The 23,795-nt window shown below is 66.1% G+C and carries 18 protein-coding genes; 9 read left to right on the top strand and 9 right to left on the bottom strand.

The window, feature by feature from the left end; translation table 11 throughout:
• Positions 1–31 precede the first annotated feature (31 nt).
• The 4 genes from IFT60_RS07710 to IFT60_RS07695 all read left to right on the top strand — a co-directional run bounded on the left by IFT60_RS07710 (position 32) and on the right by IFT60_RS07695 (position 7,800).
• Positions 32–1,270, top strand: coding sequence for an MFS transporter (locus IFT60_RS07710; RefSeq protein ID WP_192051316.1), 1,239 nt, complete (start codon positions 32–34; stop codon positions 1,268–1,270).
• Between the two features lie 155 nt (positions 1,271–1,425).
• Positions 1,426–3,450, top strand: a complete 2,025-nt coding sequence (locus IFT60_RS07705; RefSeq protein ID WP_192051314.1) for an MHYT domain-containing protein — start codon at positions 1,426–1,428, stop codon at positions 3,448–3,450.
• 237 nt (positions 3,451–3,687) lie between these two features.
• Positions 3,688–5,658, top strand: coding sequence for a PKD domain-containing protein (locus tag IFT60_RS07700; protein ID WP_192051312.1), 1,971 nt, complete (start codon positions 3,688–3,690; stop codon positions 5,656–5,658).
• A 180-nt stretch (positions 5,659–5,838) separates the two neighbouring features.
• On the top strand, positions 5,839–7,800 hold the full coding sequence (locus tag IFT60_RS07695) for a PKD domain-containing protein (RefSeq protein ID WP_192051310.1): 1,962 nt from the start codon (positions 5,839–5,841) through the stop codon (positions 7,798–7,800).
• Between the two features lie 87 nt (positions 7,801–7,887).
• Here IFT60_RS07695 and IFT60_RS07690 read toward each other — a convergent pair whose 3' ends face one another.
• Complete coding sequence (locus IFT60_RS07690) at positions 7,888–10,128, bottom strand: TonB-dependent siderophore receptor (protein ID WP_192051308.1); 2,241 nt, start codon at positions 10,126–10,128, stop codon at positions 7,888–7,890.
• Positions 10,129–10,266: 138 nt separating this feature from the next.
• Here IFT60_RS07690 and IFT60_RS07685 point away from each other — a divergent pair, with 138 nt between their 5' ends.
• The 5 genes from IFT60_RS07685 to IFT60_RS07665 all read left to right on the top strand — a co-directional run bounded on the left by IFT60_RS07685 (position 10,267) and on the right by IFT60_RS07665 (position 13,944).
• Positions 10,267–10,977 carry a DUF4198 domain-containing protein gene (locus IFT60_RS07685; RefSeq protein ID WP_192051306.1) on the top strand — a complete coding sequence of 237 codons (711 nt, stop codon included), beginning with the start codon at positions 10,267–10,269 and terminating at the stop codon, positions 10,975–10,977.
• A gap of 35 nt (positions 10,978–11,012) precedes the next feature.
• On the top strand, positions 11,013–11,315 hold the full coding sequence (locus IFT60_RS07680) for an iron transporter (protein ID WP_192051304.1): 303 nt from the start codon (positions 11,013–11,015) through the stop codon (positions 11,313–11,315).
• Positions 11,312–12,949: a PepSY-associated TM helix domain-containing protein gene (locus IFT60_RS07675; RefSeq protein ID WP_192051302.1), complete on the top strand. Its 1,638-nt coding sequence runs from the start codon at positions 11,312–11,314 to the stop codon at positions 12,947–12,949. Before IFT60_RS07680 ends, IFT60_RS07675 begins: the two co-directional genes overlap by 4 nt.
• Positions 12,946–13,299, top strand: a complete 354-nt coding sequence (locus IFT60_RS07670; protein WP_192051299.1) for a DUF3325 domain-containing protein — start codon at positions 12,946–12,948, stop codon at positions 13,297–13,299. Before IFT60_RS07675 ends, IFT60_RS07670 begins: the two co-directional genes overlap by 4 nt.
• 180 nt (positions 13,300–13,479) lie before the next feature.
• Positions 13,480–13,944, top strand: coding sequence for a hypothetical protein (locus tag IFT60_RS07665; protein WP_192051297.1), 465 nt, complete (start codon positions 13,480–13,482; stop codon positions 13,942–13,944).
• Between the two features lie 21 nt (positions 13,945–13,965).
• Here the strand turns inward: IFT60_RS07665 and IFT60_RS07660 are convergent, their stop codons facing one another.
• The 8 genes from IFT60_RS07660 to IFT60_RS07625 form a co-directional block, all read right to left on the bottom strand.
• Positions 13,966–14,739, bottom strand: a complete 774-nt coding sequence (locus IFT60_RS07660) for an enoyl-CoA hydratase (RefSeq protein WP_192051295.1) — start codon at positions 14,737–14,739, stop codon at positions 13,966–13,968.
• A gap of 173 nt (positions 14,740–14,912) precedes the next feature.
• A complete protein-coding gene (locus IFT60_RS07655; protein ID WP_192051292.1) occupies positions 14,913–16,109 on the bottom strand; it encodes an acetyl-CoA C-acyltransferase in 1,197 nt (398 codons plus the stop codon).
• A 31-nt stretch (positions 16,110–16,140) separates the two neighbouring features.
• Positions 16,141–18,537, bottom strand: coding sequence for a 3-hydroxyacyl-CoA dehydrogenase/enoyl-CoA hydratase family protein (locus tag IFT60_RS07650; protein WP_192051290.1), 2,397 nt, complete (start codon positions 18,535–18,537; stop codon positions 16,141–16,143).
• A 22-nt stretch (positions 18,538–18,559) separates the two neighbouring features.
• Entirely contained in the window at positions 18,560–20,350 is a 1,791-nt protein-coding gene (locus tag IFT60_RS07645; RefSeq protein ID WP_192051288.1) for an acyl-CoA dehydrogenase C-terminal domain-containing protein, read from the bottom strand.
• Positions 20,351–20,424: 74 nt separating this feature from the next.
• Positions 20,425–21,027: a TetR/AcrR family transcriptional regulator gene (locus tag IFT60_RS07640; protein ID WP_192051286.1), complete on the bottom strand. Its 603-nt coding sequence runs from the start codon at positions 21,025–21,027 to the stop codon at positions 20,425–20,427.
• A gap of 321 nt (positions 21,028–21,348) precedes the next feature.
• A complete protein-coding gene (hslR, locus tag IFT60_RS07635; RefSeq protein WP_192051284.1) occupies positions 21,349–21,723 on the bottom strand; it encodes an Hsp15 family ribosome-associated heat shock protein in 375 nt (124 codons plus the stop codon).
• 13 nt (positions 21,724–21,736) lie between these two features.
• Positions 21,737–22,897 carry a cardiolipin synthase ClsB gene (gene clsB, locus IFT60_RS07630; protein ID WP_192051282.1) on the bottom strand — a complete coding sequence of 387 codons (1,161 nt, stop codon included), beginning with the start codon at positions 22,895–22,897 and terminating at the stop codon, positions 21,737–21,739.
• A 4-nt stretch (positions 22,898–22,901) separates the two neighbouring features.
• On the bottom strand, positions 22,902–23,720 hold the full coding sequence (locus tag IFT60_RS07625) for an endonuclease/exonuclease/phosphatase family protein (protein ID WP_192051279.1): 819 nt from the start codon (positions 23,718–23,720) through the stop codon (positions 22,902–22,904).
• Between the last annotated feature and the right edge of the window lie 75 nt (positions 23,721–23,795).

The following is a 23,795-nucleotide window of genomic DNA, read 5'->3' as shown; positions in this document are numbered from 1 at the left end:
CGCCGCTTTCGCTCCCACCTTTCGCCTTCCCATGACCACACCTGCCGCCTCCCCTACTGTAGCGAACACCTCAGCGGACACCGCGGCGCCCTCCGCTCCTGTAGCGCAGAAATTCCTGCTGCCCATCGTCGGCGGCGCCGCGGTCGCGCACCTGCTCAACGACATGATCCAGGCGATGGTGCCGGCGATCTTCCCGCTGCTGAAGACGAATTTTTCGCTGAACTTCGGCCAGATCGGCATCATCGCCCTGGTCTACCAGGTGACCGCTTCGCTGCTGCAGCCCTGGATCGGCATGTACACCGATAAACATCCGAAACCCTGGCTGCTGCCGATGGGGATGGTAATGACCCTGATCGGCGTGGCGCTGCTGGCCACGGCCGGCAGCTACAACATGCTATTGGTGGCGGCGGCCGTCATCGGCGTCGGTTCCGCCGCCTTCCACCCGGAGGCGTCGCGCATCGCGCGCCTGGCCTCGGGCGGCCGCTTCGGCACCGCGCAATCGACCTTCCAGGTCGGCGGCAACAGCGGCAGCGCCATCGGCCCGCTGCTGACGGCCGCGATCGTCATTCCGTACGGCCAGGGCGCCGTGGCCTGGTTCATCGTGGTCGCCCTGGCCGCCATCTTCGTGCTGTACCGGCTGACGCTGTGGGTCACGCACAACGGCAGCGCCAAGGCGAAAAGCCTCATGAGCGGCCATCGCGAAGGGCTCGACCGCGCCGGCGTGATCCGCGCGGTGATCGTCATCTGCATCCTGATGTTCGCCAAATTCGTCTACATCGCCTCGTTCACCAATTACTTCACGTTCTACCTGATGGAACGCTTCGGCCTGGGCGTCCAGCACAGCCAGATGTTTCTCTTCATGTTCCTGGCGGCGGTGGCGGCCGGCACCTTTGCCGGCGGACCCGTCGGCGACCGCATCGGACGCAAGGCCGTCATCTGGATTTCCTTCCTCGGCGTGGCGCCGTTCGCGCTCGCTTTGCCGTACGCGAACCTGTGGTGGACGGGCGTGCTGGCGATTGCCATCGGCCTGATCATGTCGTCGGCTTTTTCCGCGCTCGTGGTCTATGCCCAGGAAGCCGTGCCGGGACGGGTCGGCATGGTCTCGGGCCTGATGTTCGGCCTCATGTTCGGCATCGGCGGCATCGGCGCGGCCTGCCTCGGCAAGCTGGCCGACAGCCACGGCATCGTCCAGGTCTACAGCGTGATTTCCTTCTTGCCGCTGCTGGGCCTGGCAACCGCCTTTTTGCCGAATACGCGCAAGGCCATATAAGCGCTTATCCGCATGGCACTGTTGCTTCGCCGTGTCATGCCGAAATTGCCATACGGAAAATTTAATGCAGGCTGGACCAGTGCCGTGTAGACTGGTTCACCTGCATTTTTTTCCAACCTGCCCGGGAGGCTTCCCGGCAAGCTAGCGGATTTGCCATGTCGATCGGCCATTACGAACCGTCCCTTGTCGTGGTCTCGATCCTGGTCGCGGTCTATGCTTCCCATACCGCGCTGAGCCTGGCCGAACGCGTGCGCCACTCGCATGGCCGCGCCACCTGGTGGTGGATGGGCGGCGGCGCCTTTGCCATGGGCAGCGGCATCTGGGCCATGCATTTCATCGGCATGCAGGCCTTCCGCCTGCCCTTCGCGGTCGGCTACGACACCGCGATCACCCTCGTCTCCTGGTTGTTGCCGGTGCTGGCCTCGGCGCTGGCGCTGTCGCAGATCAGCCGGCCGACGCCGCGCGCCAGCCATTTCGCCGTCAGCGCGCTGCTGATGGGGCTCGGCATCAATGCCATGCACTACACCGGCATGGCGGCCATGCGCATGCGTCCCGGGATCGACTACGATCCGCTGCTGTTCGCGCTGTCGGTGCTGATCGCGATCGGCGCCTCGGCCGGCGCCCTGTGGCTGGCGTTTCACCTGCGCCACCGCATGCAGCACGGCAAGTTGACGCAGCTCGCGGCCGCCGTCGTCATGGGTGGCGCCATCGTCGGCATGCACTACACCGGCATGGAGGCGGCCCACTTCGATCCGGGCAGCATCTGCCTGGAAGCGAACGTCGGCATCAGCCAGGATTTATTGGCGGGCATGGTGACGGTCACCGCCCTGCTGCTGCTGACGATTGCCACCCTGGTCGCCGTCTACGATTCGCGCCTGGAAGAGCGCGCGCGCATCCTGGCCGAACGGCAAGCCCTGTACCTGGACGAACAAAAGGCGCGCGTCGAGGCCGAGCGCCTGTCCGACATGAAGGACGAATTCCTCTCCACCCTGTCGCACGAACTGCGCACCCCGCTCAACGCCATGCTTGGCTGGGCGCAGTTGCTGATGGATGGCGGCAAGGATGAAAAAATGCTCAAACGCGGCTTGCAGACGATCGAACGCAACGCGCGCGCGCAGTCGCAACTGATCGAAGACATGCTCGACATGAGCCGCCTGATCGCCGGCCAACTACGCATCGAGGTCGACCGCACCTGGCCGGCGGATTTCATTGCCGCCGCCGTCGAAACGGTGCGCCCTGGCGCCATGGCGAAGAACGTGCGCCTCGAGATGCTGATCGACAGCCACGCCGGACCGCTGGCGGCGGATGCCGCCCGCCTGCAGCAGGTGATGACTAACCTGCTGTCGAACGCCATCAAATTCACGCCTGCCGGCGGCAGCGTGCGCGTCAGCGCGCAGCGCGTCGGCGACGCCATCGCGATCGCCGTGAGCGACACCGGCATCGGCATCGCGCCGGAATTCCTGCCCCATGTGTTCGACCGCTTCCGCCAGGCCGATGCCTCGTCGACGCGGCGCCATGGCGGCCTGGGCCTCGGCCTGTCGATCGCGCGCCAGCTGGTCGAACTGCAGGGCGGCCAGCTCACGGTGGCGAGCGCCGGCGCCGGCGCCGGGTCGACGTTTACGCTGACCATGCCGCTGCCGAACCTGGAGGGCGATGTTCCCGCCGCCCCCGACTGCCTGCTCAAAGCAGACGACCCTGACCCGGTGCGCGCCGGCAGCGGCGCGCTGGCGGGCCGCACGATCCTGGTGGTCGACGACGAACGCGATTCGCTCGACATCGTCCATTACGTGCTGGCCGACATGGCCGCCACCATCGTCACCGCCGCCACCGCCTACGAGGCGCTGCATCTGATCGACCAGCTGAAACCCGACCTGATGGTGAGCGACATCGGCATGCCGGGCATGGACGGGCTGGAACTGATGCGCCGCGTGCGCGCCTCCGGCAATGCGCAGGTTGCCGGCGTGCGCGCCCTCGCCCTGACCGCCTTTTCGCGCCACGAGGACCGCCTGCGTTCGCTGGAAGCGGGTTTCGACGAATACCTGTCGAAACCGGTGGCGCCGGTGGAGCTGGCGCGCGCGGTGCTGACCTTGTGCGAGGGCGCCCCGCACACGCTGCCGGCACCAGCCCCGTCCCTCAGCGGGGGTAAGTCAACAAGCTGTCACAATCCCGAGCGAAGATAGTCCTGTTCGAACGAACACGGCAGCTTCGCTGCCCTACCGGCGCCAGCGGTCGGGAAACATACTGGCACCAATTCCTCATCGCACGCGGCGCCCGGGTTCCCGGCGCGCGTGCGCATTCCTTGACCTGTCCCAGTATTTGGCTCAGCACTGCTGCATAAGCTGAGTCAGTGTGCCCGCCTACCACGCATTCCCGTGTGGCATGTTGACCGAGCGCACAAACTGGATCAGGAGGAATAAATGCAAACGAGAAATGTGACCGGTACGACGGCTCATGGCCCCGCGCGCGCTCCCCAACGCTGGCGGCTCGCTTCCCTCGTCGCCGTAGCCTGTGCCTCGATGACGCTGGGCGGCGCCTCGACCGCTGCCCCGGCCGCGCCACCCGTGGCTACCACCTACCGGGTCGTCCCACTGGCGCCCAACGGCTTTCCGGCGGGCATCAACAGCAAGGGCCAGGTGGCGTTTACGTCGTTCGACGGCGACGCGCCGCGCGCCTGGTTCTACGACGGATCGACCGTGCGCAACCTGGGCACCTTCGGCGGCTCGGCCGCCGTCGCCAACGCGCTGAACGAACTCGGGCAGGTGGCCGGTACCGCCGCGACGACGGATGGAACCTTCCACGCCTTCCGCTGGAGCCGGCCGACCGGGCTGGTCGACCTGAACCCGCCCGGCGTCGGCAACGCGACCGGTCTCGACATCAACAACAAGGGCCAGGTCGCCGGCACGGCCCGCTTCACCCCGCCATCGCCGCTGTCCCGCGCCTTCCGCTGGAGTCCCTCCACCGGCATGGTCGATCTCGGCGCCCTGGGGCCCCAGTCGACCTCGGTCGCCACTGCGATCAACGATGCGGGAACGGCGGTCGGCTGGTCGGACGAGGCTTCAGGTCCCAGGCTGACCCAGGTCACCAAGTGGCCGGACGGGGGCGGCGGGCCGATTCCGCTCAACGATTTCCCCAGCATCGCGTCGGTCGCGGAAGACATCAACAATGCCGGTCAGATCGTCGGCAGCGCCGCCTTCGACACCAGGCTCAGCGACCAGGCTTTCATCTGGACGCAGGCAGGCGGCTTGCAGGGCCTCGGTACCGAGCCTTCCTACCTGTCCTGGGCCGACCAGGTCAACGAAAAGGGACTCGTGATCGGTCAGCTGTATTCCACCCCGGGCGACAGGAACGGCTTCATCTGGAGCCGCGACGACGGCCTGCTCACGGTCGGGACGCCGCTCACGGACTTCTCGGATACGGCCGACGTCAACAACCGCGGGCAAGTGGTCGGCTCCCTGAACGGCCGCGGCTACATCTGGACGCGCACTAGCGGCTTCGTCGACCTCACCTCCCGCGTCGTCGGCGCGCCGGCCGGTCTGACGCTGTTCGGCGGCCTGGTCCTGAACGACAGCGGCACCATCGTCGCCAACACCAATGCCGGCACCCTGGTGCTGCTGGTGCCGTCGGCCTGCCATGCCCTGCCGCCGGTGGCGGGCCCGGTCAAGTACACAGGCGCGGCGCACGCGGGGGCCCTGCTCTCGTTCTCGGCGGGCTTCCAGGACGTCGATGTACGCGACACGCACAAGGCCGTCTGGTCCTGGGGCGACGGCAGCAAGACGACTGGCACCGTCAACGAGAAGAGCGGCAGCGGTAGCGTCAGCGGCCAGCATGCCTACCGCACCGCCGGCATCTATACGTTACGGCTCACGATCACCGACAGCAGCGCCAAGGACAGCGCGGTCGAACGCAAGGTGGTCGTCGGCGGCAGGACGGCCACCACCGGCGTCGGCGCCTTTGCGTCGCCGGCCAATGCAGCGAGCGCCGGCGCGCATCGGGCGTCGATTGGCAGCTTCGCCTTCCTGTCCGAGGGTGACGCCGGCACGGCCGCCGTCGAGGTCAACGTAGCCGGCCTGGCGCTGCGCAGCAGCCGGGTCGAATCAGTGGCCCTCGACGGCGCCCGCGTCCAGTACAGCGGACAGGGCACCGTCAACGGCAAGGGCGGCTACCGGTTCGCACTCACCGCAACGGCTGGCGCAGGAACGGGTAGCAACGCTGGCGGCAAGGACCGCGTCCGTGTGCGCATCACGCACACCGACGCGGTATCGAAGGCGGAAGTGGTCGATTACGACAACGGTGCCCGCGCGGGGGTGAATGCCGCTGCGAAAGGAGCGACGGCAGCCGGCGCCGAGGGTAGCGTAGTGCTCGGTGAAGGAGCGATTGTGCTCCGCTAGGCGTTGGTAAAAAGCCGCTGCCTCGCCGGCTCACCGGCAACGCAGCGGTTCGACCCGCAGCACCGTTGACCTGCACCAGTACTCCACGCATGGGCCCTGCCTAATCTGGACTGCGTGCCGACTACCACGTATTCCTGCGTGGCATGTTGATCGGGCGCATAACTGGATCAGGAGGAACTCATGCAAACAAGAACTGCAAGGGGTGCGGGGCGTGGACAACAGCGCCGGCGGCTGGTGTCCCTTATCGCCGCGGCATGTGCCACGGTGACACTCGGCGCTGCCTCGGCCGCCGCTCCCCTGGCTTCGCCCGCCAGGGCGCCGGCCACCACCTTCCGCGTCATTCCGCTGGCGCCGAACGGGTTCACGGCCGGCATCAATGCGCGAGGCCAGGTGGCGTTCACGGAATTCCTCGGCCCCGCCACCCGCGCCCGCTTCTACGATGGCACGGGCGTGCGCGACCTCGGCACCTTCGGCGGGCCGAGCGCCAGCGCCAGGGGGATCAACGATGCCGGGCAGGTGGTCGGCGATGCGACGCTCGATGCCGCCGGCACGGTGTTTCACGCCTTCCGCTGGAGCAGGCACAGCGGGCTGGTCGACCTGAACCGGCCGGGCGGCGGGAACTCGAGCGCCAACGACATCAACGCCAGGGGCCAGGTGGCCGGCGCCGCCGTTTTTCCGGGCGAGCAAGTGAGCTACCACGCGTTCCGCTGGAGCCCGCGCACCGGCATGGTCGATCTCGGCACGCTGGGCGGCGGATCGGTCGCCATTGCGCTCAACGACGCGGGAACAGCCGTCGGCTACACCGAGGGCATCGACACCGGCACCCTGATCCTGGCAGCCAAGTGGCGCGTCGGCGGCGCCACGACGGCGCTGAATGCTTTCCCGAGCCTGGCATCGGTCGCCACCGACATCAACAATGCCGGCCAGATCGTCGGCGGCGCCGCATTCGACGAAGGGCTCAGCAACCAGGCTTTCCTGTGGACGCGCAGCGGCGGACTGCAGGGCCTGGGCACCGCGCCCTCGTATCATGCCTTCGGCAAGGCGATCAACGACAAGGGCCTGGGGATCGGCGAACTGGACATCGCTCCAGGCGAGAGAAACGGGTTTGTCTGGAGCCGCGAAAACGGTTTGCTCGTGGTCGGGACGCCCTTCGTGGACATCTCCGACACCAACGGTGTCAACCAGCGCGGACAAGTCGTCGGCAGCCTGAACGACCGGGCCATCATGTGGACACGGGGCGCGGGTTTTACCGACCTGAATACGCGTGTCGTGGGCGCACCGCCGGAACTGGAACTGTTCCGGGCCGAGGCCATTTCCGACAACGGAGCGATCGTCGCCTTCGGCAACACTGGCCTGGTGCTGCTGGTACCGCAAGCGGCCCACAGCCAGCCGCCCGTCACCGGCCCGGTCAAGTTCCCGGGTGCGGCGCGCGTCGGTGCCTTGTTGTCCTTCGCGGCCGGCTTCACCGACGTCGACCCGAATGACACGCACAAGGCTGCCTGGTCATGGGGTGACGGCAGCACGAGCGCCGGCGCCGTGAGCGGGTCCAGGGGCAAGGGCACGGTCAGCGGCCAGCACGCCTGGCGCAGCCCCGGCATCTACCCGGTGCGGCTGACGGTCACCGACAGCAGCAGCCGGCGCAGCACGGTGGAGCGGTCGGTCGTCGTCTCCGCCACGGGCGCCGCCCTGCGCGGCGAAGGCCTGTTCGCCGCGCCGGCCAGCGCCGCCAGGTCGGTCGCTGCGCGCGGCGCGATCGGCAGTTTCGCCTTCCTGTCCGAAGGCGCGGACGCACGCGGTGCCGCCGTGCAGGTCAACGTGGCCGGCATGGCGCTGCGCAGCAGCCAGGTCGATGCCGTGGCGCTTGATGCCACGCGTGTCCAGTACAGCGGACAAGGCACCGTCAACGGCAAGGGCGGTTACCGCTTCACGGTGACGGCCGCCAGCGGCGCCAAGACGGGCGGCAAGGACCGCATCCATGTGCGCATCGCGCACACCGATCCAGTGTCGAAAGCCGAGGTCGTGGACTACGACAATGGCGCGCCGGCGGGAGGGGCCGCCGGAGGAATCGCGCAAAAGGCGGCAGCGGATACCCAGGGCAGCGTGGTCATCGGCGAAGGGACGTTCGCGTTCGGCTCCCGCTAAGTGAGTCCGTGAAAGCTTGCCGAATGAAGGAAGTCGCAGCCGCGCTGCCGGGTGCCCGGCAGCGCGGCCTTCTGCCAACTGTCACATTTACAAGTTGCCGCGCAGGGTCAGCGCCACATTGCGCGGGTCGCCATAGTAATAGCTGACACCGGTCGGCCCGAATTTCTTGTAGTAGTTTTTATCGAACAGATTGTTGGCGTTCAGTTGCAAGGCCAGCCCATCGGTGAGGCGGTAGGACAGCATCGCATTCGCCACCGTATAGCCGCCCTGGCGCGACGTGACCGCGCCGGAACGCACCCAGGAATCGCTCTGCACCTGTACACCGCCGCCCACGGTAAGGCCTGGCGCCAGGGCTTCCAGCGCATAGGTCGTGAACAGGCGCAGCTGGTGCTTGGGGTCGATGCTGCGCAGCGGCTGGCCGGTATTCGCGGCCGTGTCGCGCAGGTATTTCGTGCGCGTGTTCGTGTAGCCGCCCATTACCTGCCAGCCCGGCAGCAGCTGGCCCGATACTTCCGCTTCCCAGCCTTCGCTGCGCTGCTTGCCGCCGGCGATGCGGCAATAGCCGCTCGTGAAATACGGCAGGCAGGGATTGATCGACGATGCATCTTCAACCGCGCGCCCTTCGTTATCGATGCGGAACAGGCCGGCCGAGGCGTTCAAACGCCGGCCAAAGAATTCGCCTTTCAGCCCCAGTTCGTAGTCCGCGCCGTGGATCGGTTCCAGGATGGCGCCAGATGCGCCGCGCACATTCTGCGGCGTGAAGATCTCGGTGTAGCTGGCATAGGCGCTGAGCGCATCCGACAGGTCGTACACCAGGCCGGCGTAGGGCGTGACTTCGCGCGTCACCTTGTAATTGCTGGCCGGGCTTGCCGTCGACGCATAGTCCCACCAGCTCAGGCGCGTGCCGAGGATGGCGTTCAACGCACCCGTCAGCGAGAAGCGCGCCGTCGCGAATGCGCCCTGCTGGGTGGTGACGTTGGGGGTGTTCGGCACGGCCGGCATCGGCACCGCTTGCTCGGGGTAGCTGGTTGCCGGGTTCCAGTTGCGAATATCGACCGTGAGCGGATACAGGTTGCCCAGGCCCCAGCTCTCGGTCGCGCTGTTGCGTACGCGCTCGATGCCCACGACCAGTTCGTGCTTGCGCCCGAACAGGGTGAACGGACCATCGGCGGTGGCGGCCAGGGCGCCCTGTTTGCCGCCGGCGCCCGTGTACTGGGCGGTGGTGACCGTCATCAGGTAGGGATTGGTGGCGCCTGCCGGGCGCGCGAAATAGGTCTGCTTGAAGCCGTCGTCGTCGAGCTGCAGGCGGGTATGCGCCGCGCTCAGTTTCACCGACCAGCCATTCTCGAAGCGGTGCGCCAGCTCGGCGAAGCCCTGGCGATTGGAGCGGTTCCAGCGGTTCCAGTCCGATCCGAGATAGGTATTGCGCGGCAGGCCCAGCGGCGTCCCGTCGAGATTGCCGGGCAGGCCGCCCCAGGCGCCGGTGGCATCCAGGTCGGTCTGCTGCAGGCTGGCGGTGAACAGCGTGCGCGCGCCCAGGTCCGCTTCCAGTACACCGTACAGCACTTGCCGGTCTTCCTGCTTGGCATCCTGGAAGAATTCCTTCTTGTCCTTGACCGCCACCAGGCGAGCGCGCAGCGAGCCGCTGGCGTTGAGCGCACCGGCCACGTCGGCCTCGATGCGGCGCCGGTCCCAGGAACCGAGGGTCAGCGCTGCCGCTGCCTGGAAAGCGCGCGTCGGCCGCTTCCTCACCATGTTGACGGTGGCCGAGGGATTGCCGGCGCCGCGCAGCATGCCCGAGGCGCCGCGCAGCACTTCCACCCGCTCCAGCACGGCGGTATCGGGCTGGATGAAGGCCGAGCCGCTCTGGTTGATGGTCAGCCCGTCGATCTGCAGCGCGTCGATGCCGAAGCCGCGCGCGTTGTACGACACGCGTTCGCTGTCGGTGTAGTCGACCGCGATGCCGGGCGTGTTCTGCAGCACGTCGTGCAGGTCGAGCAGCTTGCGGGCGTCGAGGAACTCGCGCGTCAGCACGGTGACCGGCTGCGGAATGTCGCGCAAGTCGCTCTCGCCCTTGAACAGCGTGGCCGAGCGGGCGGCAAACGAGCCCTTCAGCGGTTCAGTGCGGCCGACCACCGTCACCACTGCCGGCGCCGTTTCCGCTGTTTCCGCTGCCTCGGCGACTACCGCGGCGTCGGCCCCGGGGGCAGCGGGCTCGGCCGCCAGCACGGTGGCCGGCGCCAGCAGCAGTGCGCTTGCGCACAGGGCACCGGCGCGGCGCATGCCGGGAATGGAAGAAGAAGAACGGCGAGGCTGGGTACGTGACATGCGGTGAATCCTTGAACGGTTTGTAAATGAGAATGATTCGCATTATAATTCTCATTATCGAATTGCCGCAATGACCATTTTTGCAGCGCCGCCGTTCGTCCCGACTCGTTCCCGCCACGCCACCCATCGAAAGCCACCATGAAAAAACTGCTGCTCCCCGCCCTTCTTGCCCTGTTCGCAGCGGGCGCCCAGGCCCATCAGGTATGGATCGAGCAGACCGGTACCCGCGCCATCCTCCGCTTCGGCGAGTTCGGCGACAACCTGCGCGAAACCTCGCCCGGCCTGCTCGACAAGTTCGTCACACCCACGGCAACCCTGGTCACGCGGACCGGCAAGCAGCCGCTGCAACTCGACAAAACAGCGGATGGCTTCGTCCTGTCGCGCGGCGCCGGCGCCGGCGAAGCGATCGTGGTCGAGGAAGCGAGCTATCCGTATTTCGAGAACCAGGAAAACGGCGCGACCCGGCGCCTGGCCTGGACCCCGGCGGCGCGCTTCGTGACGGATTTCGCCGCGCAGTCTCCGCTGCTGACCTTCGACATCGTGCCCACTGGGGAAGCGGGCCGGTTCAAGGTGTTCTACAAGGGCCAGCCCGCGCCGAAAGTCACCGTCAAGGCCGTGATTCCGAACGGCTGGTCGAAGGAAGTGGTGTCCGACGCCGCCGGCCTGGTGCGTTTCGACCTGCCGTGGCGCGGCGCCTATGTGCTCGAAGCCCATCACAGCGACAAGGCGGCGGGCGAGCGCAATGGCCGGCCCTACGACAGCGCCAGCTTCGTGACCTCGCTCTCGTTCGTGCAGGCGCAAGGCAGCCCCGCCCTGCCGCCCGGTCCGGCGGCAACGCCCGGCAAATAAACCACCTTCGTCCACATAAAAAGAAAGAGCGCACCATGTCCTCAACCCTGGAGCGCCGCGCTAGCGCCGGCTACCGCGTCGGCATCGCGGCGCGCGCCGTGGCTGCCATCGGCGGCGGCTACCTGCTGGCGGCCCTGGCCTCGACCCTGCTCGCGCTGGTGCTGCCGCTGGCGCGCGCCGACGCCGTCATCATCGCCACCATGCTCGCCTTCGTGGTGTACACCTGCGCCATCCTGTGGGTGTTCGCCACGGCGAGCGCGGCGCGTGCCTGGACCGGCCTGCTGGCCGCCTGCGGCCTGTGCACCGTGCTGCTGTGGCTTGCGCGAGGTGCGGCATGAAGGAGGGATTTCGCCAGTCGATGGCCTGGCTGCACACCTGGTCGGGCCTGCTCGTGTGCTGGCTGCTGCTGCTGATCTTCATGGCCGGCACCTCGGCCTATTACCGCGACGAGATCACGCTCTGGATGAAACCCGAGCTGCATGCGGCGGCGCCCACGTCCACGCCCGCCGTCGCCGCCACGCACGCGGTGGCCGCGCTGCAGGCGCGCGCGCCGCAGGCCACGCGCTGGTTCATCAACCTGCCCGACGGGCGCACCCCCCTGATCAACGCCAGCTGGACCATGCCGCCCAAGAAGGGCATGAGCATGGCCGAACGGCGCGCGGCCTTCCGCAAGCAGATGCTCGCGCTCGACCCGGCCGGCGGCGCGGTGGTGACGCCACGCGACACCCGCGGCGGCGAATTCCTGTACCGCATGCACTTCGATCTGTACTACATGTCGGCCATCTGGGGCCGCTGGATCGTCGGCATCTGCGCGATGGCGATGCTGGTGGCGATCGTCAGCGGCGTGATCACCCATAAACGCATCTTCAAGGATTTCTTTACCTTCAGGCCGAAGAAGGGCCAGCGCTCCTGGCTCGACGCGCACAACGCGGCCGCCGTGCTGGCGCTGCCCTTCCACCTGATGATCACCTACACCGGCATCGTCACGCTGATGTTCATGTACATGCAGGCGCCGACCCAGGCGCTGTACAAGGGCGACCAGCAAGCCATGTTCGCCGAGGTTTTCCCCGGCAACGAGCGCAGCAAGCCGGCGCGGTCGGCGGCGCCGCTGGCCGACATCGGGCCGATGCTGGCGCAGGCCGAGGCGCGCTGGGGCGTGGCGCCCACGCGCATCGTGGTGGCGCATCCGAACGACGCCAACGCGACGGTGCAGCTGGTGCGGCAATCGGGCGCGCAGCTGTCGAACATCGAACCCTCGCTCACCTTCAGCGGCGTGAGCGGCGCCCTGATCGCCGCGAGTACCGAACCGGGCGGCGTATCTGCGATGCGGCGCGCCGTGTATGGGCTGCACGTGGCGCATTTCGCCGACGGCGTGCTGCGCGCGCTGTTCTTCATGTGCGGCCTGGCCGGCTGCGCGATGGTCGCCACCGGCGCCCTGCTGTGGGGCGTCAAGGAGCGCCAGAAAGCAGCCAAGGCGCTTGCCAGGGGCGGCAAGGCGGGCTTCGGCGTGCGCCTGGTCGACGCGCTGAACATCGGCACCATTGCCGGCCTGCCGATCGCGTTCGGCGCCTACTTCTGGAGCAACCGCCTGCTGCCGCCCGGACTGGAAGAACGCGCGGCAGCGGAAGCGCACTGCTTCTTCATCGCCTGGGGCCTCGCGCTGCTGCTGGCGCAGTGCCGTCCGACGCGCGCCATGTGGCGCCTGCAGTTGCTGGCCGGCGCCGCCCTGCTGGCCGGCCTGCCGCTCTTGAACGCATTGACGACAGCGACGCACCTGGGCGCCACCCTGTTTGGCGCACCCGGCCTGCGTCCGGTGGCCGCGTTCGACCTGGTGACGCTGGCGCTGGGCGCACTGCTGGCCTATGCAGCCTGGTGGCTCAAGCGCAGGGATGCACGCGTCGCGGCAGGGCCGCGCGCGCTGCCCGCCGCGGCGGCCGGCACGGAAGACGCCACGCGCAAGGAGGCCGCATGACGCTGCTGCTCCTGATTGGCGCGACCCTGGCCTACGGCGGCCTGGCCGCCAACAGCCAGGCGATGGAGCGCCATTACGCCGACATCCACGGTCGCGGCAAGGAACCGGGCGTCATCGTGCGCCGCCTGTGCCGTACCTGCGGCTGGTTCGGCATCCTGGCCGCGCTGGCCGCCTGCGTGGCCGCCAGCGGCTGGCACACCGGCCCGGTGCTGTGGTGCGGCATGCTGACGGCAGCGGCCATTGCCCTGACCTTGCTGCTGCAGTACACGCCGCGCAGCGCGGTCCGCGCCGGGTGGATCGCCCTGGCCATGGCGCCGCTGCTGGCAGTGGCGAGCCGGCTGCCGGTTTGAGGGAGGCACACCCTGCATGGCCCGCCCTGCTCCTGTTTTGCCCTTGCGCCGCACTCCGTACGATATCGAACCGAAGCGAACCCTGCAGAGGCGTAATGTCAGCGGATCGGCGGCGCCAGGCAGAACGGGGTTATCAAGCGCATGTCTGGCGCCGATTCATTATTTTGACAGGGAGGTTTCATGCAACGACAACAAGCGGCAGTGATCGGCGGACTGGTTGCTGGGGTGGTGACGAGCGCGGTCATGTGGGCAGGACGCAAGAGCGGCCTGATGACCAAGACGCTCGACCGGGATGCGGTCGACTGGATCGACGATGTGACGGGTTCGCGCGCGGTGATCGGCGACACCGGCACCAGCATGGTCGAATTCACCAATCACCTCGGCGCCTCGGCCGCATTCGCGTCGGCGCTGCCGACACTCAGGCAGCTTGCACCCTCACTGTCGCCGGTCGTGCTCGGTACGCTCTACGGCACCGCGCTGTACGCCGTCAACATCGGCGCCATCGCGCCGGTACTCGGCATCACCAAGGGCGAAATCGCGGCCGGCCCCCGTAAAGCCGGCGAGCGCTGGGCGATCCACGTGCTGCAGGCGGTGGTGACGGCAGTCGTCGCCGAGCGCCTGACCTCCCCCGTCGCGAAGCGCTGACCGCGACAGAAGAAAAGCCGCTCAGTCGAACTTCGAGAAGTCGGGTTTACGCTTCTGGAAGAAGGCCGTAAACGCTTCCTTGGCTTCGGCGCCGGTCAGCATGGCGCTGAACTGCTTGTTCTCGACGCCCATCGTCTCGGCGACGATCGCCGCGCGCGGGCGGCGCATCAGGGCCTTGGTGGCGCGGATCGAGGCGGCCGGCAGGGCGACCAGTTTGGCGGCCTGGCCTTGGGCGAATTCGAGCAGCTCGACGCTTGGGACCACGCGCGCGACGATGCCCATCTCGAAGGCTTCCTGGGCATTGAACGATTCGCCCAGCATCAGCTTTTCGGCGGCGCGGGTGTAGCCGGCGCTTTGCGCGACCAGCAGCGAAGAGGCGAATTCCGGGCACAGGCCAAGTTGGGTAAACGGCATCGAGAATTTCGCATTGTCGGCGGCATACACCAGGTCGCAGTGCATCAGCATCGTGGTGCCGATGCCGACCGCGGCGCCGGCGACCGCCGCGACCACCGGCTTGGTGCAGCCTTCCAGGGCTTTCATGAACTGGAACACGGGACGGTCTTCGGTCATGGCGCCTTCGCCGGCGTTGTTCAGGAAGTCGTCGAGGTCGTTACCGGCGGTGAAGATTTCGGGTTTGCCGGTGATGAGGACGGCGCGCACTTGCGGGTCCTGTTCGGCATCCAGAAGCGCATCGGCCATGGTCTGGTACATGACGCCGGTGATGGCGTTCTTGCGCTCGAGGCGGTTGAATTCGATGCTGAGGATGCCGTTTTGTTTGTTGGTCTGGATCGTCATGTCAGGTTTCCCGGATATTCTGAAGCTGGTTGGACGCGTGGGCGGGGGACCCGCCCACGCTACGGGTCAACCGCACAATATGCAGCAACTCGTAGGGTGGGCGGGTCCCCCGCCCACGCGGTGATAGGTACAAGCCGCATCAACGCACACGTTGGCACGGCCGCTATCCAAAATTAAACGCGCTCGATGATACCGGCCGCGCCCATGCCGGCGCCGACGCACATCGTCACCATGCCGTACTTCAGGTTGTTACGGCGCAGTGCGTGCACGACGGTCGCGGCGCGGATGGCGCCGGTGGCGCCCAGCGGGTGGCCCAGCGCGATCGCGCCGCCCATCGGGTTAACCTTGCTGGTGTCCAGGCCCAGGTCGCGGATCACGGCCAGCGCCTGCGCTGCAAACGCTTCGTTCAGCTCGATCCAGTCGAGCTGGTCCTGGGTGATGCCGACTGCCTTCAAGGCGGCAGGAATCGCCTCTTTCGGGCCGATGCCCATGATTTCCGGCGGCACGCCGCGCACGGCGAACGAGGAGAATTTCGCCAGCGGGGTCAGGTTGTGCTCGCGCAGGATCTTTTCGCTGACGACGATCAGGGCGCCGGCGCCGTCCGACATCTGCGACGAGGTCGCGGCGGTGACGGTGCCTTTTGCCGCGAAGACCGGCTTCAGCTTGGCCATGCCCTCAGGGCTGGCGTCGGCGCGCGGGCCTTCGTCCAGGTCCACGGTGCGGCGCTTGACCGAGATTTCACCAGTCGCCAGGTTCGGCGTGCGGGTAACGATCTCGACCGGGGTAATCTCGTCCTTGAAGTAGCCCGCCTGCTGGGCGGCAATCGCCCGGCGGTGCGATTCCAGGCCAAAGGCGTCCTGGTCTTCGCGCGATACTTTCCACTGCTGCGCGACCTTCTCGGCGGTCAAACCCATGCCGTAGGCCAGGCCGACGTTTTCGTCTTTAAACGTCTCCATGTTGATGGAGGGGTGGTGGCCCATCATCGGCACCATCGACATCGATTCGACGCCGCCGGCGATCATGACGTCGGCTTCGCCGACGCGGATGCGGTCGGCCGCCATCGCCAGGGCCGTGATGCCCGAGGCGCAGTAACGGTTGACGGTCACGCCGCCGACCGTGTGCGGCAGGCCGGCCAGCACCACCGCGTTACGAGCGATATTAAAACCCTGCTCCGCTTCCGGGAACGAGCAGCCGACGATGGCGTCGACGATCAGTGCCGGATCCAGGTTGGGCACGGCGGCCATGGCGCCGCGGATCGCGTGCACCAGCAGGTCGTCCGGGCGGGTCGTCTTGAACATGCCGCGTGGTGCCTTGCCGATCGGGGTGCGGGTCGCTGCGACGATGTATGCGTCTTGAAGTTGTTTGCTCATGTCATTCGTCCTGTTATATGTTCCGCGCGGCTTAGTTACGGACTGGCTTGCCGGTCTGCATCATGCCCATGATCCGCTCTTGCGTCTTCGGGTTGTTCAGCAGTTCGATGAAGGCCTTGCGTTCCATGTCGAGCAGCCACTGCTCGGACACCACGCTGCCCTGGTCGACGTCGCCGCCGGTCACGATCTCGGCGATCATGTCGCCCAGTTTGTAGTCGTGGGCCGAGATGAAGCCGCCGTCACGCATGTTGACCAGCTGGCCGCGGATCGTCGCCCAGCCGTAGCGGCCGGTAACGGTCACCGGGCGCTGCGCTGGCGCGCGGTAGCCGGCGTCGAACATCGCGCGCGCCTGCACCTTGGCCACGTGCAGCAGCTCGTAGGCGTTGAAGACGATGATGTCGTCTTCTTTCAGGTAACCCATCGCCTTGGCTTCGAGCGCCGACTTCGACACTTGCGCGGTGGCGGCATTGGTGAAACCGGTCTTCAGGAATTGCAGGATGTCGTTGCCCTTGGCTTCCGTGAAGGCGCGCACCGCCGCTTCCTTCAGGCCGCCACCGGCCGGCACCAGGCCGACGCCGACTTCGACCAGGCCGATGTACGATTCGATCGAGGCCACGCGCTTCGACGCGTGCAGCGCCAGCTCGCAGCCGCCGCCCAGCGCCAGGCCGGCCACCGCGGCGACGACCGGCACGTTCGAATACTTCATCTGCATGAAGGTGTCTTGCAGTTCCTTGACGATCGGGTCCATCGCCTTGGCGCCGCCGGCCATGAAGGCAGGCAGGGCCGATTGCAGGTCGGCGCCGGCCGAGAAGGCGCCGCCTTCGGTGGCGTCGGTATTCCAGATCACCAGGCCCTTGAAGTTCTTCTCGGCTTCCGCCAGGCCGCGCTTCAGGCCCTGGATCACGCCGTCGCCGATGACGTGCATCTTGGTCTTCAGCGAGATGACGAGCACCTCGTCGCCCGAGTGCCACAGGCGTACCGAGTCGTCTTCGAACACGGTGGTGCCGAAGGTCTTGGCGTCATTGCCGCCGGCGCCTGCTACCTGCGCGCGGAAGGCCTGGCGTTCATACACGGCCAGGGTCGAGCGCGGCACGTAGCTGTTCGAGCTCGCCGAGTACGAACCCTCAGGAGTGTGCACGCCCTTCTCGGCGACTTGTCCCTCGAACACCCATGCTGGCAGCGGGGTGTCGGTCAGCGCCTTGCCGGCCTCGATGTCTTCCTTGACCCACTGGGCGATCTGGGTCCAGCCTGCGGCTTGCCAGGTCTCGAACGGGCCAACGCTCCATCCAAAACCCCAGCGCATGGCGAAGTCGATGTCGCGCGCGTTGTCGGCGATGGTGTCGAGGTGCACGGCGATGTAGTGGAAGGCATCGCGGTAGATCGCCCACAGGAACTGCGCCTGCGGGTTGGTCGAATCGCGCAGGGCCTTGAACTTCTTGACCGGATCCTTTTCCTTCAGGATGCGCGCAATGATGTCGGCCGCCTTGCCGCCGCCGGCCACATACTCGCCGGTGGCGAAGTCGAGGCGCTGGATGTCCTTGCCGACCTTTTTGTAGAAGCCGCCGCCGGTCTTCTGGCCCAGTGCGCCCTTCTCGATCAGCTTGGCCAGCACGTCCGGCGTCTTGTACAGGGCGAAGAATGGATCGTCCTGCAGGGTGTCCTGCATGGTCTTGATGACGTGGCCCATCGTGTCCAGGCCGACGACGTCGGCGGTACGGAAGGTACCGGATTTGGCGCGACCCAGCTTGGCGCCGGTCAGGTCGTCGACCACGTCCACCGACAGGCCGAACTTCTCGGCTTCGTGGATGGTGGCCAGCATGCCGAAGATGCCGACGCGGTTGGCGATGAAGTTCGGCGTGTCTTTCGCGCGCACGACGCCCTTGCCCAGCACGGAGGTCAGGAAGGTCTCGAGCTGGTCGAGGATCTCCGGATTGGTGCTGGTGGTCGGGATCAGCTCTACCAGGTGCATGTAGCGCGGCGGGTTGAAGAAGTGGACGCCGCAGAAGCGCGCCTTCAGGTTGTCATCAAAACCTTCGGCCAACGTATTGATCGACAGACCCGAAGTGTTCGACGCAAAAATCGCGTTCGGCGCGATGTGCGGCGCGACCTTGGCGTACAGGTCGTGCTTCCAGTCCATGCGCTCGGCGATCGCTTCGATGATCAGGTCGCAGCCGGCCAGTACGTCGAGGTTGTCTTCGTAGTTGGCGACTTCGATCAGCGCTGCGTCGTCCTTGTTGCCGAGCGGCGCAGGCGACAGTTTTTTCAGGTTCTCGATGGCGCGCAGGACGATGCCGTTCTTTGGACCTTCCTTTGCAGGCAGGTCGAACAGCACGACAGGCACCTTGGCGTTGACGCAGTGCGCAGCGATCTGCGCGCCCATCACGCCCGCGCCCAGCACGGCGACTTTCTTGACGGTGAAATTGGTCATGGTTATATATCCCTGGAAGCGGTTAGAACAGGTCGGCGTCGAGCGCCATCAGGTTGGCGGAACCCGAACGAGCCTGGCGGATCAGCATCGCGGTTTCCGGGTACAGGCGTGCAAAGTAGAAGCGTGCGGTGGCCAGCTTCGACTCGTAGAACTTGTCGTCCGAGTCCTTCTTCTCCAGCGCGATCTTCGCCATCTGCGCGAAGAAGTACGAGAACACCAGGTGGCCCACCACGCGCAGGTAAGGCACGGCGGCGGCGCCGACTTCGTCCTGGTTGGTGAAGGCCTTCATGCCGATTTCCATGGTCATCTTGCCGACCTTCTCGCCGAGTTCGCCCAGCGGGGTCACGAATTCGGACATCGATTCATCCAGGCCGTTCTCTTCCACGAAGGCCTTGATCTTCTCGCCGAAGGCGCGCAGCTTGGCGCCGTTGTCCATCAAAATCTTGCGGCCCAACAGATCCAGCGACTGGATGGTATTGGTGCCTTCGTAGATCATGTTGATGCGCGCATCGCGCACGTACTGCTCCATGCCCCACTCGCTGATGTAGCCGTGGCCGCCGTAGACCTGCATCGCTTCCGAGGTCGCGATCCAGCCGTTGTCGGTGATGAAGGCCTTGACGATCGGGGTGAGCAGCGCGACTTCGCCGGCGGCTTCCTTGCGCACGTCTTCGTCCGGGTGGTTCAGTTCGCGGTCGATCTGCAGCGCGACGTACGAGCAGACGGCGCGCGCGCCTTCGGCATAGGCTTTAGCAGTGAGCAGCATGCGCCGCACGTCCGGGTGCACGATGATCGGGTCGGCTGGCTTGTCCGGCGCCTTCGGGCCCGACAGGCTGCGCATCTGGATGCGGTCTTTCGCGTACACCAGCGCGTTCTGGTACGCCACTTCGGTCAGGCCGAGCGACTGCATGCCGACGCCCAGGCGGGCCGCGTTCATGAACACGAACATCGCATTCAGACCTTTGTGCGGCTGGCCGATCAGGGTGCCGACGGCGCCGTCCAGGTTCATCTGGCAGGTGGCGTTACCGTGGATGCCCATCTTTTCTTCGATGGCGCCGCAGAAGATCGGGTTGCGTTCGCCCAGCGAGCCATCCGCGTTCGGCAGGAATTTCGGCACCAGGAACAGCGAGATGCCTTTCGAGCCTTCCGGTGCATCCGGCAAGCGCGCCAGCACCAGGTGGATGATGTTTTCGGCCACGTCGTGTTCGCCGGCCGAGATGAAGATCTTCGAGCCGGAAATTTTATAGGTGCCGTCGCCCTGCGGCTCGGCCTTCGAGCGCAGCAGGCCCAGGTCGGTGCCGCAATGCGCTTCGGTCAGGCACATGGTGCCGGTCCACTCGCCCGAGACCAGCTTCGGCAGGTATTGCGCCTTCTGCTCGTCGCTGCCGTGTTCCTTCAAGCACTCGTAGGCGCCGTGCGACAGGCCCGGGTACATGGTCCAGGCCTGGTTGGCCGAGTTCAGCATCTCGTAGAACGAATTGTTCAGCGAGACCGGCAAGCCCTGGCCGCCATATTCCGGATCGCAGCCCAGCGCCGCCCAGCCGCCGTCGACATACTGTTTATACGCTTCCTTGAAACCCTTTGGCGTGGTCACGGTCTTGGTGGCGGCGTCGAAGTGGCAGCCTTCGCGGTCGCCCGAATGGTTCAGCGGGAACAGCACTTCCTGGGTGAACTTCGCACCTTCTTCCAGCACCTGGTTGATGATGTCGGCGTCGATTTCCTGATAGGCAGGCAGGTTCTTGAACTCTTCGGTGACGTTGAGGAATTCGTGCAGCACAAACTGCATATCCCGGATTGGCGCGACGTACTGACCCATGGTTTTCTCCTGACGAAGGTAAAGTATTTTTGAAACTGAGTTTTTAAAGCTGACGAGCGGGCGATAGGGCCGGCTCAGGTGTTTTGAACGGGATTGCGGTAATTCTCGATCAGCCGCGCGAAGCCGCGGTTGGCGCGGTCGATCGCGCCCGGGACGCGCAGGAAACGTGCGTCGTGGTGCAAGGCCAGGATCAGCCCGTACATCTCGTAGACCAGCTGCTGCGGGTCGGTGCCCGCTTTCAGCGCGCCGCAATCGATGCTCTGCTGCACGGCGCGCAGCAGCGCGCCCTGCCAGGCACGCACCATCGCCACCAGCGATTCGCGGATCGGGCCCGGCCGGTCATCGTACTCCACCGCGCCGCTGATATAGATGCAGCCCGACGCAATTTCAACCGATACCCGCTTGACCCAGCGCGCAAACATCGACTCCAGGCGCGGCAAACCGCGTGGCTCTTTTACGCTGGGAAAGAACACTTCCTGCTCGAAACGGTGGTGGTAGAGCTTCAAGACTTCCATCTGCAAATCTTCGCGCGAGCCGAAGTGGGCGAACACACCCGATTTGCTCATGTTCATGCGGTCCGCGAGCAAGCCGATGGTCAAGCCTTCCAGCCCGTTACGGCTGGCCAGTTCGAGCGCGACGTCGAGAATCGCCGCCCGCGTCTGTTCGCCCTTGCGCATGAATTTTGCTGAAGTATTGATACGTTTCCCCTGCGTGAATCGAAAAATCCGAACGAGCGTACTATTATCTATCGGACGGTGAATGTCAAACGGGAATCTAGAGGTGCAGTTCTAGTGTGTGGGGCTGTGCTGACGCTAGTTGAACGCGTGGGCAGGAAACCGCCGGGGCCGCCGAGGCCACCCTACGTTGGCTCGCGGAACGACACCTTGATTCGGAGGGCCGTAGGGTGGGTGGCTATACCCGACGGCAAGCGCCTATGAGGCCGATGCGCCGCCCACGCGTTCAACCAGCCCCAGCACAGCCGCGACGCACGAACGACCTCACCCCGCCGCCTTCGCTATCGCGCGCCGGTCGCGCTTGGTCGGCCGCCCCTTGATGTCCAGGCTCGGCTCCGGGAACAGCCGGCGTGCCGTCTTGTCGTTCTCGCGCTTGGCGATGCTCTCGTCGGTTTCAAAGTAAAGCTCGCGCGCCACTGGCGCCGGGCCGCGCTTGTCCGAGATCGCGGCAACGATCACTTCCCAGCGATCCGAGCCATTGTCGATCACGATCTGGTCGTTCACCTTCACCGCGCGCGCCGGTTTTACTGGCTCGCCGGCAATGCGCACCCGCCCGCGCTCGACCGCATCGGCCGCCATCGAACGGGTTTTGAAAAAGCGCGCCGCCCACAGCCACTTGTCGATCCGTACGTTGTCCATGTTTTACTCTTCCTTATGCATAACCTATGGCGAAAATGCGCATGGTCAGTTTATAGAGAAGGTAAGCCATTTCATAGCGCACGCGGCGCACCCAACCGATGCCCTCGAAATCCTCCATGCGCACGACTTCGCCATCGGCAATGCCGCGCTCGATGTGGGCGCGCACGGCGCGTGCAAAAGCGGTGTTGCGCACGACGATATTCGCTTCCTGGTTGAGGAACAGCGACAGGCCGTCGCAATTGCTCGAGCCCACCGTCGACCAGTCGTCGTCGACCACGGCGATCTTCGCATGTAGCTGGGTTTTGCGGTATTCGACGACCTGGATCCCGGCCGCCAGCAGCTTCGGATAGAAGGAACGGGCGACCGCATCCTGCATGCGGAATTCGCCGACGCCGATCAGGAGCGTAACCTGCACGCCGCGCCGCGCCGCACGCGCCAGCGCTTCGCGGAATTTGCGGCCGGGCGCAAAATATGGATTGGCCAGCAGCACGCTTTTGCGGGCCTGGCCGATCGCCTGCAGGTAGGCACGCTGGATCGTCCTGCGGTTGCGCAGGTTGTCGCGCACGACAAAGGCGGCGCGCATCGGGCGGGCGCCTTCGGTCGGCGGCGGGCGCCGCGTTTCGCGGTACAGGCCGATGCGGCTGAGCAGGTCGAGGCGCCCGGCGCGCATCCATTGCGCCCTTGCCTCGAAGTGGATGTGGGCGACCAGCGGTCCGCGCACGCGCACGGCGAAATCCCAGCGCGGCGCCGGCAGCGGCAGGTAGGGTTCGTAATCGTGCTTCATGTCGTCGTTGATGTTGATGCCGCCGACAAAGGCGACCTCGGCATCGACGACCGTGATCTTGCGGTGGGTGCGGGCAATGCCGCGCTTGAACCAGGGATTGAATACGCGGTAATGCACCCCGGCCGTGGCGAAGGCTTCGGCGCGGCGGCAGCAGGTGCGGTGGCCGGTGCCGAACCAGTCAACCAGCACCCGCACCTTGACGCCGCGCCCGGCCGCACGGATCAGCGCCGCCTCGATGCCGCGGGCGACCTCGTCCTCGGCAAAGATATAGGTTTCGAACAGCACCTCATGCTGCGCAGCGTCGATGGCGGCGATCATCGCCGGGAACAGTTGCTGCCCGGTTTCGAGCAAGACGATGTCGTTGTTCGCTACATACGTCACGCTGCGCATGGCGTCAGGCCAGCTGCAATTCGGCGACGATGGGCGCGTGGTCGGACAGCTTGGCCCAGATCGGACCGGCCATCACCTGGGCGTTGTCGATCTTGAAACCACGCACATAAATGCGGTCGAGGCGGAACCACGGCAGCGCGGCCGGGAAGGTGCGTGCCGGCGCCAGGCGCGGCTGGCGCCCGGCCCAGCTGCGCACCATGTCGCCCAGCGCCGATTTCGGTCCTAGCTCATCGAAGACCTCGGTCACGCCGAGGGCATTGCGCAGGCGGTCGCTGAGGGTATTGCGCCAGTCGTTGAAGTCGCCGGCGATGATCACCGGCTCGCCGTTCGGCGCCGACTTGTTGACGGCCTCGATCAATTGCTCGGTCTGGCGCCCGCGCCCGCCCTCGAACAGGCCCAGGTGCACAACGTAGCAATGGATCTTGCCGGCGGGCGTTTCCAGTACGCAGTGCAGGATGCCGCGCTGCTCATAGGCGTGGTCCGAGACGTCGTGGTTATGGCTGTTTTCGATCGGGAAGCAGCTGAGCAAGGCGTTGCCGTGGTGGCCGTGGTCGTAGACCGCGTTCATGCCATAGGCGGAATGGTGGTAGTGCGATTCGCCGGCAAAGTACTCGTACTGCGCCGTTTCCGGCCAGATGCGGGTCTCGCGCTTGTGCTGGCCATAGCGCGCGTGATGGCGGTCATGCCTCCCCTGCACTTCCTGCAGGAAGACGATATCGGCATGGAACTCGGCAATCGCCTTTTTGAGCGCCAGCACCCGCGGGGTACTGCGCAAAGAGGTGACACCCTTGTGGATATTGTAGGTCGCGACACGAATCTTCATGGGAATATTCTAACCCCATCAGTCCGTGTTCATTTTTATAAGGTTTCCAATCGTGCGGTACGGGGTGCCGCTTTC

It is taken from the genome of Massilia sp. CFBP 13721, assembly GCF_014842025.1.
In the GTDB taxonomy this organism is placed as follows: Bacteria; Pseudomonadota; Gammaproteobacteria; order Burkholderiales; family Burkholderiaceae_D; genus Telluria.
Note: the sequence above shows the minus strand (reverse complement) of the source record. Positions and strands in the feature narration are given on the sequence as shown.